This window comes from Ruegeria sp. YTSA219 (genome assembly GCF_059609985.1).
The window spans coordinates 68,606-85,067 of record NZ_JBXWMT010000006.1 but is presented as its reverse complement, the minus strand read 5'-3'; the positions used below and the strand labels follow the sequence as shown (position 1 = coordinate 85,067).

20 protein-coding genes and 1 other RNA gene are annotated in these 16,462 nt (G+C 57.4%); 13 read left to right on the top strand and 8 right to left on the bottom strand.

Going from position 1 to position 16,462, the window contains the following annotated elements:
• Window positions 1–30: 30 nt before the first annotated feature.
• On the top strand, window positions 31–486 hold the full coding sequence (locus AC2FFB_RS10550) for a nucleoside deaminase (protein ID WP_496693848.1): 456 nt from the start codon (window positions 31–33) through the stop codon (window positions 484–486).
• A gap of 28 nt (window positions 487–514) precedes the next feature.
• Here AC2FFB_RS10550 and AC2FFB_RS10545 read toward each other — a convergent pair whose 3' ends face one another.
• Both AC2FFB_RS10545 and AC2FFB_RS10540 read right to left on the bottom strand, forming a co-directional pair.
• On the bottom strand, window positions 515–1,492 hold the full coding sequence (locus AC2FFB_RS10545; protein ID WP_496689659.1) for a nuclear transport factor 2 family protein: 978 nt from the start codon (window positions 1,490–1,492) through the stop codon (window positions 515–517).
• Window positions 1,493–1,499: 7 nt separating this feature from the next.
• Window positions 1,500–2,192 (bottom strand): metal-dependent hydrolase, encoded by a 693-nt coding sequence (locus AC2FFB_RS10540; protein ID WP_496874889.1) that lies wholly within the window; start codon window positions 2,190–2,192, stop codon window positions 1,500–1,502.
• A gap of 58 nt (window positions 2,193–2,250) precedes the next feature.
• Here AC2FFB_RS10540 and AC2FFB_RS10535 point away from each other — a divergent pair, with 58 nt between their 5' ends.
• Entirely contained in the window at window positions 2,251–2,907 is a 657-nt protein-coding gene (locus AC2FFB_RS10535) for a ceramidase domain-containing protein (RefSeq protein ID WP_271949387.1), read from the top strand.
• Here AC2FFB_RS10535 and AC2FFB_RS10530 read toward each other — a convergent pair.
• Together AC2FFB_RS10530 and AC2FFB_RS10525 are read right to left on the bottom strand one after the other, a co-directional pair.
• Window positions 2,898–3,461 carry a DUF4202 domain-containing protein gene (locus tag AC2FFB_RS10530; RefSeq protein WP_496689663.1) on the bottom strand — a complete coding sequence of 188 codons (564 nt, stop codon included), beginning with the start codon at window positions 3,459–3,461 and terminating at the stop codon, window positions 2,898–2,900. The genes AC2FFB_RS10535 and AC2FFB_RS10530 overlap by 10 nt on opposite strands.
• A gap of 135 nt (window positions 3,462–3,596) precedes the next feature.
• Window positions 3,597–3,755, bottom strand: a complete 159-nt coding sequence (locus AC2FFB_RS10525; RefSeq protein ID WP_185956681.1) for a hypothetical protein — start codon at window positions 3,753–3,755, stop codon at window positions 3,597–3,599.
• A gap of 227 nt (window positions 3,756–3,982) precedes the next feature.
• Here AC2FFB_RS10525 and gatC point away from each other — a divergent pair, with 227 nt between their 5' ends.
• The 7 genes from gatC to AC2FFB_RS10490 all read left to right on the top strand — a co-directional run bounded on the left by gatC (window position 3,983) and on the right by AC2FFB_RS10490 (window position 8,859).
• Window positions 3,983–4,270, top strand: a complete 288-nt coding sequence (gene gatC / locus AC2FFB_RS10520; protein ID WP_142636734.1) for an Asp-tRNA(Asn)/Glu-tRNA(Gln) amidotransferase subunit GatC — start codon at window positions 3,983–3,985, stop codon at window positions 4,268–4,270.
• Window positions 4,271–4,273: 3 nt separating this feature from the next.
• Window positions 4,274–5,761, top strand: coding sequence for an Asp-tRNA(Asn)/Glu-tRNA(Gln) amidotransferase subunit GatA (gene gatA, locus AC2FFB_RS10515; RefSeq protein ID WP_496693846.1), 1,488 nt, complete (start codon window positions 4,274–4,276; stop codon window positions 5,759–5,761).
• Between the two features lie 39 nt (window positions 5,762–5,800).
• Entirely contained in the window at window positions 5,801–6,493 is a 693-nt protein-coding gene (locus AC2FFB_RS10510; protein WP_281972717.1) for a hypothetical protein, read from the top strand.
• Window positions 6,444–7,160 (top strand): N-acetylmuramoyl-L-alanine amidase, encoded by a 717-nt coding sequence (locus AC2FFB_RS10505; RefSeq protein WP_496712845.1) that lies wholly within the window; start codon window positions 6,444–6,446, stop codon window positions 7,158–7,160. Before AC2FFB_RS10510 ends, AC2FFB_RS10505 begins: the two co-directional genes overlap by 50 nt.
• Window positions 7,161–7,283: 123 nt before the next feature.
• Window positions 7,284–7,675, top strand: an RNA gene (gene rnpB / locus AC2FFB_RS10500) — RNase P RNA component class A.
• Between the two features lie 281 nt (window positions 7,676–7,956).
• Entirely contained in the window at window positions 7,957–8,124 is a 168-nt protein-coding gene (gene rpmG, locus AC2FFB_RS10495; protein WP_007799108.1) for a 50S ribosomal protein L33, read from the top strand.
• 228 nt (window positions 8,125–8,352) lie between these two features.
• Window positions 8,353–8,859, top strand: coding sequence for a hypothetical protein (locus AC2FFB_RS10490; RefSeq protein ID WP_185956682.1), 507 nt, complete (start codon window positions 8,353–8,355; stop codon window positions 8,857–8,859).
• 166 nt (window positions 8,860–9,025) lie between these two features.
• On the opposite strand, the gene AC2FFB_RS10485 is transcribed toward AC2FFB_RS10490, so the two are convergent.
• The gene (locus tag AC2FFB_RS10485) at window positions 9,026–9,805 is read right to left on the bottom strand and encodes a Bax inhibitor-1/YccA family protein (RefSeq protein ID WP_142636741.1); all 780 of its coding nucleotides are present in this window, start codon (window positions 9,803–9,805) and stop codon (window positions 9,026–9,028) included.
• Window positions 9,806–9,986: 181 nt separating this feature from the next.
• Window positions 9,987–10,196: a DUF1127 domain-containing protein gene (locus AC2FFB_RS10480; protein WP_142636743.1), complete on the bottom strand. Its 210-nt coding sequence runs from the start codon at window positions 10,194–10,196 to the stop codon at window positions 9,987–9,989.
• A 125-nt stretch (window positions 10,197–10,321) separates the two neighbouring features.
• On the opposite strand from AC2FFB_RS10480, the gene AC2FFB_RS10475 reads away from it, so the two are divergent.
• A complete protein-coding gene (locus AC2FFB_RS10475; protein ID WP_142636745.1) occupies window positions 10,322–11,203 on the top strand; it encodes a LysR family transcriptional regulator in 882 nt (293 codons plus the stop codon).
• Window positions 11,204–11,210: 7 nt separating this feature from the next.
• Here the strand turns inward: AC2FFB_RS10475 and AC2FFB_RS10470 are convergent, their stop codons facing one another.
• Entirely contained in the window at window positions 11,211–12,167 is a 957-nt protein-coding gene (locus AC2FFB_RS10470) for an NADPH:quinone oxidoreductase family protein (RefSeq protein WP_496693843.1), read from the bottom strand.
• Window positions 12,168–12,506: 339 nt separating this feature from the next.
• Between AC2FFB_RS10470 and AC2FFB_RS10465 the strand changes: the two genes are divergently transcribed.
• The 3 genes from AC2FFB_RS10465 to AC2FFB_RS10455 all read left to right on the top strand — a co-directional run bounded on the left by AC2FFB_RS10465 (window position 12,507) and on the right by AC2FFB_RS10455 (window position 15,163).
• Window positions 12,507–12,878, top strand: a complete 372-nt coding sequence (locus AC2FFB_RS10465) for a helix-turn-helix domain-containing protein (protein WP_142636749.1) — start codon at window positions 12,507–12,509, stop codon at window positions 12,876–12,878.
• Window positions 12,879–12,922: 44 nt separating this feature from the next.
• Complete coding sequence (hisN, locus tag AC2FFB_RS10460) at window positions 12,923–13,714, top strand: histidinol-phosphatase (RefSeq protein WP_281994937.1); 792 nt, start codon at window positions 12,923–12,925, stop codon at window positions 13,712–13,714.
• Between the two features lie 114 nt (window positions 13,715–13,828).
• Entirely contained in the window at window positions 13,829–15,163 is a 1,335-nt protein-coding gene (locus tag AC2FFB_RS10455; protein WP_281994936.1) for an 8-oxoguanine deaminase, read from the top strand.
• Here AC2FFB_RS10455 and guaD read toward each other — a convergent pair.
• The gene (gene guaD / locus AC2FFB_RS10450; RefSeq protein WP_496874909.1) at window positions 15,160–16,449 is read right to left on the bottom strand and encodes a guanine deaminase; all 1,290 of its coding nucleotides are present in this window, start codon (window positions 16,447–16,449) and stop codon (window positions 15,160–15,162) included. The genes AC2FFB_RS10455 and guaD overlap by 4 nt on opposite strands.
• Between the last annotated feature and the right edge of the window lie 13 nt (window positions 16,450–16,462).

Here is a 16,462-nt window from a genome sequence, read left to right as displayed (position 1 = left end):
GAAAGGCAGGTTTCTGATGCAGTCAGAGGCATGGAGTTCAGATCGTACATGGATATCGCGCTTGAGCAGGCGCGCGAAGCCGGTGAACGCGGCGAAGTTCCGGTAGGGGCTGCTATCGTGCTGGGCGACCGGGTTGTCGCCGTGGCAGGCAATCAGACACGCGAGTTGAACGACCCAACCGCACATGCCGAGATTCTGGCCCTGCGCGTCGCCTGTGCTGCGACCGGATCGGAACGCCTGATTGACCACGACATCTATGTCACACTGGAACCCTGCGCGATGTGCGCCGCGGCTTTGGCCGCCGCTCGTGTTCGGCGGATCTATTACGGGGCCTCTGATCCCAAATCGGGTGGGGTAGCTCACGGGGCGCGTGTGTTTTCCCATCCACAGTCGCACCATAAACCCGAAGTGTTTGACGGTATTGCCGCCAAGGATTGCGAAGCCCTGCTGCGCGAATTCTTCACCAAAAAGAGGGCCAGTAAATAATCTGGGTTGGGACCACCGGCCTGCGGTGCTAGGGTTTGGCCCAGTCCACGCGATAGACCGTCTGTGGACCACCGAACCCCTTTAGTTGAGCCGAAATCGGAGCGCTGAACTGCAGCCCGGCGGTCGCGCCCAGCAGCAATCGGGTAACGTCGGTGACAAGAATTTCATTTGCGCCACAAAGGCCAGTCACCCGTGCGGCCTTATTGACCACTGATCCAAAGAAATCCTCGTCCCGCTGAATGACATCGCCGGTATGAATGCCAACCCGAAGACCCAAGGGTATATCCGACTGTAGGGCCGCATTTTCCCTCTGGAATTCGGTCGCCGCTTGGATCGCGTCGTGGACAGAGGAGAAGATCGACATCGTGCCATCCCCAAGTGATTTGACCAGTCGGCCGCCATGGGTGTGAATCAGATTTTCAGCCAGATCGAAATGGCTGGATATGAGCGCGGTCCATTTGTGATCTCCGACCTTACGCGTAATTTCAGAAGAACCCGCGATATCAGTAAACATGACCGATGCCGCGCCCTCTTGTTGATCCTGAGTGAATTCCTGCCGAGCTGCCGCGATCAATGCGTTCAGCGCTTCATGCTCGATCCCGATTTTCTCCATGTTCGAAGTCGGGTTGGAGACATGCATCTGGATCATCTTCCAGACACCGTTTTCCAGATGCAATACAAAGGTGAACCTATGGAGTGTGGCTTTGCCGTTTGATGTGAATGCAAGTGTTGCTTCGCAATGGGCCCATCCTATGTCACCGCATTCAAACGCCTCGAGCGAATGTTCGTCCCAGCTGAAATCCGGAATTTCGCGGGTGTGGTCGGCAAAGCCCTGGCGGAACACCTGTCCGGACCAGCTTTCGCCATCTGCCGACCCCTGATACCGCAGATGTTCAGATGACGAGAGCAGGTTCATCAGCGCGGCGCGATCCTTGAGGCGAACCGCATCATTCCAGCGCCGTATGACAGCGACCAGTTCTGGAGAGGGTGTTACCGCGTTACTCATCAAGCGGCTACAGCTTGATGGCTTGCATCAGCTGCGGTTCGATCACCTCGACACCCGGCAAACCGTCCGCCAGCACCTGCGCGGATTGTTCCAGAATCGGGAAGGTCTTGTAATGGCAGGGAATCACGGTTTTGAAATTGAAATAGCGCTTTGCAGCATAGGCGGCGCCTCTCATGTCCATGGTAAAGTGGCCCCCTGCGGACAGGATACCAATATCGGGATTATAGTAATCCCCCATCCAGTCCATATCGGCCATGATATCGGTGTCGCCCGAAACATAGAGCATGTGCCCCTCGGATGAGATCATGAAACCGACCTCGCTGCCGCCGGTTCGCAGCCCGTCTGGGGTCGAAAATGTCGAGCTGTGCGAGGCGGGTACCATCGAGACCATAACACCGTTCAGGTTGACCGTGCCGCCTTTGTTGAAGCCGACTGTTTCCAGACCCTCGGTTTCGCTCCAGTACCCCATTAGGTCATACTGACCGACCACGGGGACGTTCAGATGTTTGGCCAATGAGACAACGTCAACAACATGATCGAAATGCGTGTGTGTCAGCAGGATATGTGTCGCGTCTTCCAAAGCAGCGTCATGCTGATCTTCAGGCAAAACGGGGTTGCCGGTCAGCCAAGGGTCGATCAGAAGAACCTGTCCTGCTGTTTCAATGCGAAAGCTGCCATGCCCAAGCCAGATGATATTCATGAAAAGCACTCCCAAATGAACTGTTGGCTGCAGACTAGCATCGGGTATGTAAAATTTCATGGATTGGTTTCGGGAAATTGACAGTTATTGCGAGCGTTTATCGCCTGCCTATTGGGCAGAGCCGATAAATGCGGTTACGAATGCCGCCTTTTTGATTGCGGCTTTCATTATGTGGCGGCGGGTGCGCGGGCCGGGGATGCCATTGGCAAAAATGCTTGTGGTTATCCTGGTCGGCATCGGAATTGGCAGTTATTTGTTTCACACCCATGCACAGGTCTGGTCCGCGTTGGCGGATACAGCACCCATCCTGCTTTTTATCCTGACCTATATTTTTGCAATGAATCGCGACGTCTGGCAGTTGCGGCCGCTTTACGCGGGGATCGGCGCGGCCCTGTTTGTGCCATATGCCGCTTTGACGATTCCGGTGTTCCAACTGATTCCGGGCCTGGGCGGATCGGCCGCCTATGCTCCGGTGCCGCTATTGATCCTGATTTACGCCGTCCTGTTGTCGAAATGCCTGCCTGATACCGCCCGCGGGCTGGCGACCGGCGCAGTGATCCTGATCGTGTCAATTACCTTTCGCGCTTTGGACGCACCGATTTGCACGCAGTTCCCGACTGGCACGCATTTTCTGTGGCACATCCTGAACGCCACGATGTTGGGCTGGATGATCGAGGTCTACCGCAGGCACCTAAGCCGTGCGTCTCAGGCCTGAAACGCAGCAGCCAGTTCTGTCGGCAGGTCAAATTCGGCCAGAACCCTGGTGCGTGCATCGGATGACATCTTACGCGCGGTTTTCTCGACAATGCTGAGGATTTTTTCCTGCGAGTGCTTTGCGGCGAAGGGAGCGAAATACCATTTGAGGAACACAAAACAGGCCACATCTTCCAGCGCCTGTACCTCGTTGTCACGTTTGATACCCTGCTTGCGCACCATGCGTCCGGCGTCTTGGATTTCGTTTTCTTCAAATCCGCACTGCTTCATCAAGGTCATGACGGTTTGCGCATGGTGTTCGCCCTGCGCCTTGCGCCAAGCCAGATACCCGGCGCGCCCTTCGGGATATTCACTTCGGGCCAGCTTCCAGCGTTCAACATGTTGCCCGCGTGCGGCGATCTCAAGCGAGTTCGATGCATCGGGAAAAAGCCTGGCCAGTTCAGCGCTCATGCGTTGTCCGTAAAGCAACGCTGCGGGTTGGCCGTTCTCTAAGGTTGGATCTTGGGTGTTGGCTGCGTCGATTGCGTCCAGGACTGCCTGTTTTCGCGCGCTCATTCTATGCTCCGTGGGCTTGCCGGAAATCCGGCGGTGTGTTCGGACGCATCGTAGCGAGTCGGCAAATCAAACGCAGCAGTCAAATGCGAAATTCCGGGTCGGAGAGGGGGATCCGACCCGGACGAAGTTGTGGCGTCAGTTACCCAGCTTCGTTTTGTCCTGTGTAACTGGTTCGGAAACCTGATCGGGGAAAGACAGGTCGCGGGTTAGCGAACCCATGGTGGGTCCGAATGCCTGAGCTTGCGTAGCAAGAACAGTAGTGGCCAACACAAATGCGGTCATGAGCGTTTTCATCATCTTACTCCAGTTAGTGGCTGTGCCATGCTGTAAGAAGTGAACGGCGCAGTTCACTTTTTCAAGGCGGATTCTGAACTAATTGGTTTACTTTTGTGCATAGGCGCTATGCATTTTTGTATGGCTAAGCCGCCTCCTTGCATAGAAGGGGCAGAACAACCGCCTGCTACCCTTGCGACCGAGGCATCAGACAGGTAAATGCCCCCTGACGCATATGAGGTTTTCCGATGTCGATTGACCAAAGCACCGCCGCAAAGGTGGCCAAACTGGCCCGGATCAAGGTCGAGGATGACGCGCTGCCTGCGCTGGCATCCGAGTTCAACACCATTCTTGGGTTCATCGAACAGTTGAATGAAGTGGATGTCGACGGTGTCGAGCCGATGGTTTCGGTCGAACCGATGCGCCTGAAGCGCCGCCAGGATGTGGTCACCGACGGCAACCAGCAGGACAAGGTTCTGGCCAATGCCCCCGACGCACGCGAAGGTTTTTTCGCAGTCCCCAAAGTGGTGGAGTAAGACATGAGCGATCTGAACAAACTGGGCCTGGCCGAAGCCCGCGACGCGCTGCGTGCCGGTGATGTCACCTCGGTCGAGCTGACCGAAGCCTGCTTGACCGCCATTGATGCAGCAGATGCGCTGAACGCTTTTGTTCATAAAACCCCCGAGATCGCGATAGAACGTGCCAAGGCAGCGGACGCGCGCATCAAAGCGGGTGATGCGCCGTCGATGTGTGGTCTGCCGATCGGCATCAAGGACCTATTCTGCACCAAGGGCGTGCCCTCGCAGGCAGCCTCAAAGATTCTTGAAGGCTTCAAACCTGAATACGAATCTACCGTTTCGCAGCAACTGGCCGATGCGGGTGCCGTGATGCTGGGCAAGCTGAACATGGACGAGTTTGCCATGGGCAGCAGCAACGAAACTTCGGTCTATGGCAATGCGGTCAGCCCGTGGCGCCGTGGCAATGACGACGCACAGCTGACACCGGGCGGGTCCTCCGGCGGATCGGCTTCGGCGGTGTCGGCTGATCTGTGTCTGGCCGCCACTGGCACCGATACTGGCGGTTCGATCCGTCAACCAGCGGCTTTTGTCGGGATTACTGGCATCAAGCCGACCTATGGCCGGTGTTCGCGCTGGGGCATAGTGGCCTTTGCATCCTCACTGGATCAGGCCGGGCCGATGACCAAGAATGTCCGCGACGCGGCGATCATGCTGGAAACCATGTGCGGTCATGACCCCAAGGATTCCACCAGCGCCGAGTTGGCCGTCCCGAATTTCGAGGCCATGCTGACCGGCGACATCAAGGGCAAGAAGATCGGTATCCCCAAGGAATACCGGATGGACGGCATGCCCGCCGAGATCGAAAAACTCTGGGCAGATGGCGCGGCGATGCTGAAGGTCGCAGGGGCCGAGATCGTCGACATTTCGCTGCCGCATACCAAATACGCGCTGCCCGCCTATTACGTGATTGCGCCTGCCGAGGCGTCCTCGAACCTGGCGCGCTATGATGGTGTCCGCTATGGCCGCCGCGCGCAGTTGGGGCAGGGCGACGGCATCACCGAGATGTACGAAAAGACCCGCGCCGAGGGCTTTGGTCACGAGGTGCAGCGCCGGGTGATGGTCGGGACATATGTTCTGTCGGCGGGTTTCTATGACGCCTATTACAACCGCGCCCGCAAGGTCCGCACGTTGATCAAGAAAGATTTCGAGGACGTTTTCGCCGCCGGTGTTGACGCCATCCTGACCCCGGCCACGCCTTCGGCGTCGTTCGGTCTGGGTGAAATGACCGAGGCGGATCCGGTTCAGATGTATCTGAACGACGTCTTTACCGTGACGGTCAACCTTGCTGGTTTGCCGGGCATATCGGTTCCTGCAGGTCTTGATTCTCAGGGTTTGCCGCTTGGTCTGCAGCTGATTGGCCGTCCATGGGACGAAGGCGATTTGCTGAACACGGCCTATGCGCTGGAAAGCGCTGCGGGCTTTGTGGCCAAGCCGGGGAAATGGTGGTAATCCTCTGATCAACAAGACAACGTAGAACGGAGCAGCTGGATGCGCTTTTCGATTCTGATCCCCGCAATCGGGTTGATGGCCGCCTGTAACACGGTGGCCCCGGTTCAGGGTACAGGGTTCAACACCCCGACTTATCAGGCGCAAAGAGAAGCTGAGCTGGCAGGGCAGGGCGGCACTGGAAGCCCTCTGCCGGAACCCTATGAGGTCTCGCAGCAACCCTTGGGCTCGCCAACATCCGGCGTGGATGGCGCTGACCTGGCCACGGCCACTGCTGCAGCGCTTGCAAGCACCTCGACGCAGGCGGCCGCCGCTTCAGCATCGGTGCCGACTGCGAGCAACAGCGGCATCTCTGACGAACAGGATTTTGCTGCGGTTTCTGAACGTCGCAGTATCGAAACCGATGCTGCTCGAATCGAACAGAACAGCCAAACCTATGAGGTTGTCGCCCCAACCGCGGTTCCGCAACGCGGAGCGGATGGTCAGCCAAACATCGTCCAATACGCGCTGAGCACATCCAATCCGGTCGGTGCCCAGCTTTACAGCCGTGCAGGGTTCAACCTGCAGGCCAAGGCACAGCGGAATTGCGCGAAATTCCCATCGGCGGACCAGGCGCAGATCGAGTTCCTGTCAAATGGCGGTCCCCAGAAGGACCGCAAGGGGCTGGACCCTGATGGCGACGGATATGCTTGCGGCTGGGATCCCAGCCCGTTCCGCAGTGCCGTCAACAACTGATCCAAAGCCCATCTGGCACCCATCCCCCAATTTCGGAGATCGCCGGGATGGGCTGACGCCGTCATTGATCGTTTTGCACTACACCGCAATGGACAGTGCACAGGCTGCGCTGGATCGCTTGTGTGACCCGGCCTTCGAAGTCTCTGCGCATTACCTGATCGGTTCCGATGGCACGCTTTGGCAAATGGTGCGCGAAGAGGACCGGGCCTGGCACGCCGGGGCAGGAGAGTGGCGCGGGCGAACCGATATCAATTCGCGTTCGATTGGGATAGAACTGGACAATCTTGGCACCCATCCTTTTCCCGAACCTCAGATGACCACGCTTGAGTGGCTTCTGGCCCGTATCATGGCCCGATGGGCGATTGCACCGGACGGGGTTATCGGCCATTCCGACATGGCTCCGGGGCGCAAGGTCGACCCCGGCCCTCGCTTTCCCTGGCAACGGCTCGAACATCTCAATCTTGCTGGCCAACGTGGCCAGGATGATGGCCCGCAAGAGGCCTCGATGCCGCTGTTCCGTGCGTTGGCGCAACAGATGGGCTTTTCGCCCGAAACGGACGACGACACGCTGCTTGCCACCGTGCGTCTCAGATACCGCCCTTGGGCCAAAGGCCCGTTGGAACCTGCGGATTTCACCTCGCTCGGCCATGCGGCGCTCTGGACCTGATCGGCTTTTCATCTGACCAAAAATATCTCGGGGCTGAATTGACCGCAGGCCAAGAAGGGGCTGCCCCTTAACGCCCTATCGGCCCTTGACGCGGCCTGACACTGCGCATACCCACGTCTCCGCGCGGAGGGCCGGATGGCTGCTGGGGCGTAAGCCCGAGAGGAAAGTCCGGACTCCACAAGACAACGGTGCCGGGTAACGCCCGGGCGGGGCAACCCGACGGAAAGCGCCACAGAAATCAGACCGCCATGCGTGCATGGTAAGGGTGAAACGGTGGGGTAAGAGCCCACCGCGCCCCTGGCAACAGGGGTGGCACGGCAAGCCCCACCGGGAGCAATGCCAAATAGGGTCCCCACGCGGGCAGGTCGGCGTCCGCCGATACCGCCGCTAAGTGCGTCTTGGCCGAGAGGGACCGGGTTGGCAGCTTGAGCCGTGCAGCAATGCACGGCCTAGAGGAATGGTCATCGAAGGGGGCAACCCTGGAACAAGATCCGGCTTACAGGCCCTCCGCGCGTTAATATTGCTAAGACGAATCGCGTTGTTCCACAGGTGGGTCAGGGCTGGAGTCATCCTTTGATACAGGTCTTGCTGTGGCTGCTGAGCTGGCATCCCTTGTGGCCGAAATGGCCGCGTAAAGGTCTGCGATAAGCTGGGGGCAGGGACGATCTTGTGTTTTGATGAAATCTGCGCCGATCTACCCGAATTCAGGTTGACTCGGCTGCATGACCGGGTAAAAGCGCACGCTCATAGGAATTCAACCGAAAGGCCCCTGCCTTTTCGGACGCAGGAGATAACCATGGCGAAGCCGACGACAATCAAGATCCGTCTGAACTCGACCGCGGGCACGGGCCACTTCTATGTGACCAAAAAGAACGCGCGCACCATGACCGAGAAAATGACCGTTCGTAAATACGACCCGGTCGTTCGGAAGCATGTCGAGTACAAGGAAGGCAAGATCAAGTAATCTGCCGTCCTGCTTGGACAGAATGACAAGGGTCCTGTTTCGACAGGGCCTTTTTCGTTTGCGCGACGATGTTTCATACCTGAATCTATCGGCTCAAGGCAGCCGGAGCGCGCTTGGAGGCCGTTGCAGCTAAGCATCAGCAGCCGAGGCATTCGTTTGCCCGCTGGGTTGCTTTTTGGAATGTATTGCAACTACGCTTGAGCTAACCGTTCCAAAATGTTGGCCGTCATGAAAAAAATCTTGTTATCCACAGCAACTATTCTGGCTCTCGCAGCCTGTGAAGACCCCTATAACCGCGAGGGTGTTGGCTTTACGGGCATTGATGGTGAGCCGCGGAGCATCAGCGAAGTGCCGGGTGCGGCGGCGTTTGTTCCAGAGTCCACCAATGTTCCGGCAGAGTTGGCAGAGCTGCCCCCGGTCCGAGTTTCAACGGACGAGACCGATCCGGGTAAAATTGCACGTGTTGCAATAGAAAATGGCGCGCGCAGCGATACCAGCGCAGTAGTCGTTTCTGGCTCAGATACAAACCTGTTCCTGAGCACTGTTGAAGTGAACGGAACGCTTTTCGGCGTCGTGCGTACCGAAAATAGCCGCACCAGGGTTCCGAATACGATTGGTGCAAACTTTGGTACTGGCGCCGAACAATTCACTGGCTGCTTGCCTGTCGGCGACGTTTATCGCAAAGGTTCAGAAAAGCGCAGTTCCGGATTTGCTGTTCAGTTGAACTGCAGCTAATGTTCCGTTCGCTTTCAATTCCAAGGCCTCGTCATCAGGACGGGGCCTTTCTTTTTGGGAGCACGTGGCGAGGAGCTGACCGCAGGGCGACCTGCTGCAGGCCGCAAAAGAAAAGGGCGGGTCGTTTCGGACCCGCCCTGTTTATTTGCTGCTGTAATGCGGTGTGCTACTCTTGTTGCCCCATGAACATCAGCAAGAACTGGAACATGTTCAGGAACGAGATATAGAGGCTCAGCGCGCCGTCTATAGCCGCTTTGTTCAGCCATTCCTGGTCACCATGTGTTGCATGCGCAACGTAGGTGTTTTTGATGTCCTGTGTGTAGAACGCCGTCAGGCCAGCAAAGATAATCACTCCGATTGCCGAGATCGCGAACATCATCGCAGGCGATTGCAGGAACATATTTATGACCATCGCCACCAGCAGGCCGATCACACCCATAATCAGGAATGTGCCCATGCCGCTTAGATTGCGCTTGGTGGTGTAGCCAAACAGGCTCAGACCAGCAAAGGCAATCGAGGTCACAATGAACGTCTGCGCGATCGAGTAAGGAGTGTAGATCATGAACACCGAGCTCATCGAAACGCCCATAACGGCCGCGAATACGAAGAAACCCAGTTGCACCGCCGCAGCCGACCCGCGCCGCATCAGCGCGCCCCAGCCAAAGATCAGGAATGCCAGCGGTGAGAACATCACTATCCATTTCAGCGGCGACAGGAACAGGGTGCCGCCCAGGCTGGTCAGATAACGATCAGCGCCGATCTGAGCAACTGCGTTGCTTGGATCTGAGGTTACGGCAAGACCAGCAATAGCCCAGGCCGCGAGTGCCGTAATCAGCATGCCCACGGACATTGTGCCGTAGACTTTGTTCATATGGGCGCGCAGGCCCTCGTCAATCTGGGCAGCGCGCGTACCGGTCGCCGTCCGGATCGTGTCAAATTGTGCCATTAAAAGGTCTCCCTCCACATATTCTTTTTGCGTCCCGATGTCAGGCCGCGCTCCTCGCAAATATCGTCAAGTGCGGGCTGTGTTTCAAGGGTTTAACGTGGGAAACAGGCTAAAACACGCAACAAAAATGGCGGCTTCGAGGTGTCAGCCGCCATTCAGTGGTAAAAGTAGTGGATTAGGTTCATTTTTGCCAGAATTCCGGAGCATCCCATATGCGGCGTTTTGCTTCGGCTTCGGCTTCTTCACGGGTAATGCCGATATCGAGAAGGGCGCGGTCGTCCAATCTGGCGAGCTGACAGCGTTGGCGCCGTAGCGATAGCGCATCCAGAACAGAAGTGAGCTTAAAGCGCTGCCGTGGCTTGCAATATGTTGAAGCTGTGATTTGCGTCATAGCCTTGTCCTTTCGGTTTTTCTGATGTGTTGTGCCTATTGCATCAACTTCCTTGATTTATATGGAGGGCTGTGACACATTTTGAAAATGAATATTATTGAACACATCCATAAGGAATCGTGAAGATGCGAAATCTGGACATCACCACTCTCCGCTCCTTTGTGGCAGTTGCCGATCAGGGTGGCGTGACGCGGGCAGCCGGTTTCCTGCACCTGACACAATCTGCCGTATCGATGCAGCTAAAGCGGTTGGAGGAGCTTTTAGGTCTGGAGCTGCTGGACCGAAGTGGCAGAACCATCGCGCTGACAGCGTCGGGAGAACAGCTTTTGGCCTATGCCAGACGCATGATCTCGTTGAATGACGAGGTGATGTCCAAGCTGACGGATCAGGCCTATGAGGGCGAGGTCGTTCTTGGTGTGCCGCATGATATCGTCTATCCGGCGATTCCCCGGGTGCTGCAGCGATTCAACGCGGATTTCCCACGCGTCCGTGTGCAGCTTATCTCCTCCTATTCGCTGCAACTGAAGGATATGTTTAAGCGCGGAGACTGCGATTTGATCCTAACGACCGAGGCGACAGTGGGGCAGGGGGCCGAGACGATTGCCGAGCTTCCTTTGCGCTGGATTGGTGCGCCGGGCGGGTCTGCCTGGCGAAAACGCCCCATTCCGCTAGCGCTTGGGCGTCGGTGTCTGTTCAGGCCGCAGGTCATTGCTGCGCTGGATGCGGCTGGAATTCCCTGGGAGCTTTCGGTGGAAACCGAAAACGACCGTACTATCGAGGCAACGGTCAGCGCCGATTTGGCGGTTCATGCCATGCTCGAAGGGACAGAGGCCGCACATCTTGCCCAGATCGATTCGGGTGGCGTCCTGCCCGAGCTTCCTGCGCATATGATAAATCTGTATGGCGGCGAAACTGGCCGCGGGGCCGTGGTTGAGGCGTTGGCGACGCTGGTGCGCCAGAACTTTCGTTTGCTTGGGGGGGTGCCGCTCAAAGCCGTTGTCGGTTGATCATCCCTTAAGGGGTTATGACAACTTTCCCGGTGGCCGTCCTGTCGCGCAGCATGGCCAGTCCGCGTTCGGCTTCGGACAGGGGCAGGACATGGCTGATATGCGGTTTGATGCGGCCCTCGCTATGCCAGCGAAACAGCGTTTCAAAGCTGTCCGTCACAATCTGAGGTCGAAACTTCAAGTAGCCGCCGATGTAGAGCCCGATGACTGTCAGGTTCTTGACCAGTAGGTGGTTGGCCGGAATTTGCGGCACCTCACCGCCCGCAAAGCCAATGGGCAGGATGCGACCTTCGGGGTTGGTCGCGCGAAAGGCGGCTTTAAACACATCGCCGCCGATCGCGTCATATACGACATCCGCGCCTCCTAATGCCTGGACACGGGCGCGCAGATCTTCGGATGCGTCGATCAGATGATCGGCCCCGGCCCTCTGTGCCACCTTGAGTTTCTCACTGCCGCGCGCCTGCGCAATAACCGTGGCGCCCATAAGCTTGCCGATCTCTACCGCCGTCAGGCCGACGCCACCTGCCGCACCGGTCACCAAAAGGGTTTCGCCGGGCCTGAGCCGCGCACGATGATCCAAGGCAATATGACTGGTGCCATATGTGATCTGAATTGCGGCGGCGTCTTCAAAGCTCATAGAGTCAGGGATTGCGATTGCACGATCGGCGTCGAACACTCCGAATTCAGCGAGGCCACCCTGGCCGGAATAGACAGCGACACGGTCACCCGGGTTCAGGTGGCGTACATTGTTTCCAATTTCGCGAACAATCCCTGCGACTTCCATGCCCAAGGAAAAGGGCGCCACCGGGGTGTCCTGATACGTCCCCTTCTGCATAAGGAGATCCGCAAAATTCAAACCGCAGGCTTTGATTTGAATGCAGACCTGGCTGTCGCCGGGTTCTGGCAGGTCAATATTGCAAAGCTGGGCCTTGGCCCCGTTGGTCTGGATATGAAACGCCAGCATGATTTGGCTCCGTCTTTTCGGGCATAGGTCAGTGCTGTCGTGGTTTTGTCAATCTGTTACCCTGCTGAAGACCCCGTTAATCCGGTGTTGATCAGGTGGTTGTTTCCAGATCGGAATCAACGTGTGCGCGGTATTCACAACACAACTATAAACCATTGTTTGTGGAATCAGATTCAACCTTCTTGAAAAAAGCGCCAAAAAACGTAATAGTGCGCTATGGTGCTGATTTGGGGGGCATGTTCCAAATTAGGGAGTGGTTAAGTCGGGCTCGCTAATGTTGCGGTAACAAAGCATGTTGCGCACCCGTCTCAGTTGTGTGTGTAAGGGAGGATAGTACCAATGACCCATCACGTCGATGTCCATGTGGGCAAACGCGTCAGGCATCGCCGCTGGCTGATTGGCATGACCCAACAGCAGTTGGCACAGCAAGTTGGTATCAAGTTTCAGCAAATCCAGAAATATGAAACCGGTGCCAATCGAATCAGCGCGTCTCGTCTTTGGGACATTGCCGAGGCATTGGATGTTCCGGTCAGTTTCTTCTTTGAAGGCCTGGAAGAGGTCGAGAAAGGAAGCTCGGATAAGAAATCGGTTCCTGCAGACCTTATGGGCGACAAAGAAGCCCTGGATCTCGTCCGCTCTTACTATGCCATACCGGAAAACCAGCGTCGCCGCTTGTTCGAGCTTGCGCGCGTTCTGAGTGATGTTGCCTGATTTCGCGGGTTGACTCTGATCCTGACGGAACGCACGGGTAGCGTATGGATAAGGTGTCGCTGAGTGATCTTGAAGTAGCTGAAGAAATGGCCGACGCAGCGCGTTCGGCCATTCTTCCTTTTTTCAGGCAGTCTAATCTTGAGACTTCAAATAAGCTGGATCAGGGATTTGATCCGGTCACTGTCGCCGACCGCGCAGCCGAAAAAGCCATGCGCGCGGTTTTAGCCCGACATCGGCCCCAAGATGGAATATTTGGCGAGGAATATGGGCAGCACGAGGGGCAAAGTGGCCGCACCTGGGTTCTGGATCCGATCGACGGCACCCGAGGGTTTATCAGCGGGACACCGACATGGGGGGTTCTGATTGCGCTTAGCACGCAGGACGGGCCAACCATGGGGATCATCGACCAGCCGTATATCGGGGAACGCTTCATCGGCTCGGCGGATATCGCGCGAAGCCATGGTCCTACGGGCGATATGTCCCTGAAGACCCGTTCAACACCTTCTCTGGACCAGGCGATTCTGTTCACGACCTTCCCCGAGGTCGGCGCGTCGGAAGATCGTGCCGGGTTTGAGGCTGTGTCACAGCACGTACGCCTGACCCGCTATGGAATGGATTGCTATGCTTATGCTCTGCTTGCAGCGGGTCAGGTGGATTTGGTGATCGAAGCAGGTCTGAACGCCTATGACATTCAGGCGCCAATCGCCGTGATTCATGCGGCTGGCGGTATCGTCACAGACTGGCAAGGCGGCCCCGCCCATAATGGCGGTCGGGCTCTGGCGGCGGCAAACCCGGATATTCACGCAGCTGCGCTGGAAATTCTGCGCAACTTCTGAAAATTGTTGCGGCGACCCGGCGAGCGGATTAACCTTGAGCCGGCTGGTTCTTGTGCCCGTTTTCCGCCAGCTTTTGCACTCCATGCATGAAACGGGCGATGCAAGGAGAGCAAGATGACTGGTATCCTCATCAAAAATGCAGACACGATCCTGACCATGGATGACCAGCGCCGAGAGCTTTCGGGCGCGGATATTCTGATCCGAGATGGACAGATCGAACAGATCGGCCACGGGTTGCAGGCAACCGCAGAGATCCATAATGCAAGCGGATGTGTGGTTACGCCCGGCCTCGTGAACACGCACCACCATCTGTACCAGACCCTGACCCGCGCCGTGCCTGGCGGGCAGGATGCGCTTTTGTTCGGATGGCTGAAAACGCTCTATCCGATCTGGTCGCGATTTGGCCCCGAAGAGATGTTCGTATCCGCCCAGATCGGTTTAGCCGAGCTGGCTCTGTCGGGATGTACGCTCAGTTCTGATCACCTGTATCTATACCCCAACGGCGCGCGTCTGGATGACACCATTGCTGCGGCGGCTGAGGTCGGCCTGCGGTTCCACCCAACGCGCGGCGCGATGAGTATTGGCGAAAGCGATGGCGGCCTGCCACCGGATGCTCTGGTCGAAGCCGAAGCAGCTATTCTCGAAGACATGATGCGTGTGGTCGACGCCTTTCATGACCCGTCAGAGGGTGCAATGTGTCGGGTCGGGCTGGCACCTTGCTCGCCGTTCTCTGTCAGTCGCGACTTGATGCGAGACACGGCCAATCTGGCCCGTGACAAAGGCGTAATGCTCCACACCCATCTGGCCGAAAATGACGAGGATATCGCCTATTCTCAGGAACAATTCGGGTGCCGTCCTGGTCAATATGCCGAGGATTTGGGATGGACCGGATCAGATGTTTGGCACGCCCATTGCGTGAAACTGGACGGGGCAGAGATTGATCTGTTTGCCCGGTCCCGGACTGGCGTGGCCCACTGTCCCTGTTCGAACTGCCGGTTGGGCTCGGGGATAGCACCGGTAAGGTCGATGCGAGATAGTGGCGTGCCTGTGGGTCTTGGCGTCGATGGGTCGGCCAGCAATGACAGCGGCAATCTGATCCTCGAGGCGCGGCAGGCTATGTTGTTGCAGCGAGTCGCAAGCGGTGCCGATGCCATGTCCTCTCGCGAGGCGCTTGAAATTGCCACGCGGGGTGGGGCGGATGTCTTGAACCGACCTGATTGCGGCCGTCTGGCTATCGGTAAGCGTGCCGATATAGCCATTTGGGATACGCGCGGCATCGAAAGCGCGGGCAGTTGGGATCCGGCAGCCCTGTTGCTTGCCGGTCCGACGAGGGTAAAGCACCTGTTTGTCGAAGGCCGTCAGATCGTGCGGGACGGGCAGATCGCAACGCTGGATCTGCCCCGGGTGATTGAACGGCAGAACCGATTGGCCCTTGCCTTGCAATCCTAGGTCCTGACAGGTTGACCTGCGATCCAAACCTCGGCAATCGCCCTGTCATCGCCCATCATGATGGTGGGAAAGATGGCCTCCCACAAATCATCGGCGCAGGCCTCGCGTTGCGCGATGGCCGGGGTTGAGGCGAGATCGAGCACGATCAGGTCGGCCTCCATTCCCGGGGCGATATTGCCGATGCTGTCATCCAGCCTCAGCGTTCGGGCCGACCCTACGGTGCCCAGCCACAGCAGTTGCGCGGCGTGCAGCGGCGTTCCGCGCAGTTGTCCGATCTCATAGGCCGATGCCATCGTGCGCAGCATCGAGAAACTTGAACCGCCACCAGTATCCGTTGCCAGACCAACCCGGTGTCCGTCGCGCATCAACCCTGCCATGTCGAACAGTCCTGACCCGATAAAGGTGTTTGAGGTCGGACAATGGATCAACGCAGCGTCGACCTCACGCAGTCGGTCGCGCTCACGTGCCTCAAGGTGGATGACGTGGCCATACAGGCCGTTGGGGCCCAGCAGGCCGGACTTTTCATAGGTGTCCAGATAATCGCGGGCGTCGGGAAACAGCTCGCGTACCCAGGCAATTTCATCAGTCTGTTCGCTGAGATGGGTTTGCATCAGGCAATGGGGATGCTCTGCCCATAATGCGCCCATGGCCTCTAGCTGTTCGGGTGTGGAGGTGGGTGAGAAACGCGGCGTAATCGCATAGGACAGGCGGTCGATCCCGTGCCATTTCTCAAGCAAGGCCTGGGACTGGTCATAGGCGGTTTGCGCCGTATCCCTCAGACCATCGGGCGCGTTACGGTCCATGCAGGTTTTGCCCGCAACCACCCGTTGACCGCGTTGTTTGGCCGCAAGGAAAAAGGCATCAACACTCTCGGGATGGATGGTGCAATAGCTGCACATCGTGGTGGTGCCATGTGCCGCTGTCAGGTCCAGATACCGGTTGGCAATCTCAGAGGCATAGGCTGCATCGCCGAATTTCATCTCTTCGGGGAAGGTATAGGTGTTTAGCCAGTCGATCAGGCGTTTGCCCCAACTGGCGATCATGGCGGTCTGCGGATAATGCACATGCGCATCAACAAATCCTGCAAGGATCACGTGCTGACCATGATCCACGACTTTTGCCTCGGGGTGGGCGTTGTTCAGACTGTCGGCATCCGATACGCTGGAAATCCGACCGTTTTCGATCAGAACCGCTTCGCTGATTTTGACAGCCTCGGTCGGTTCGCCCTCGAACGGGGTGCCAGTGAAACTCAGGACACGCCCTTTCAGCAGCGTTTTTTGCGCCATACTCATTCATCTC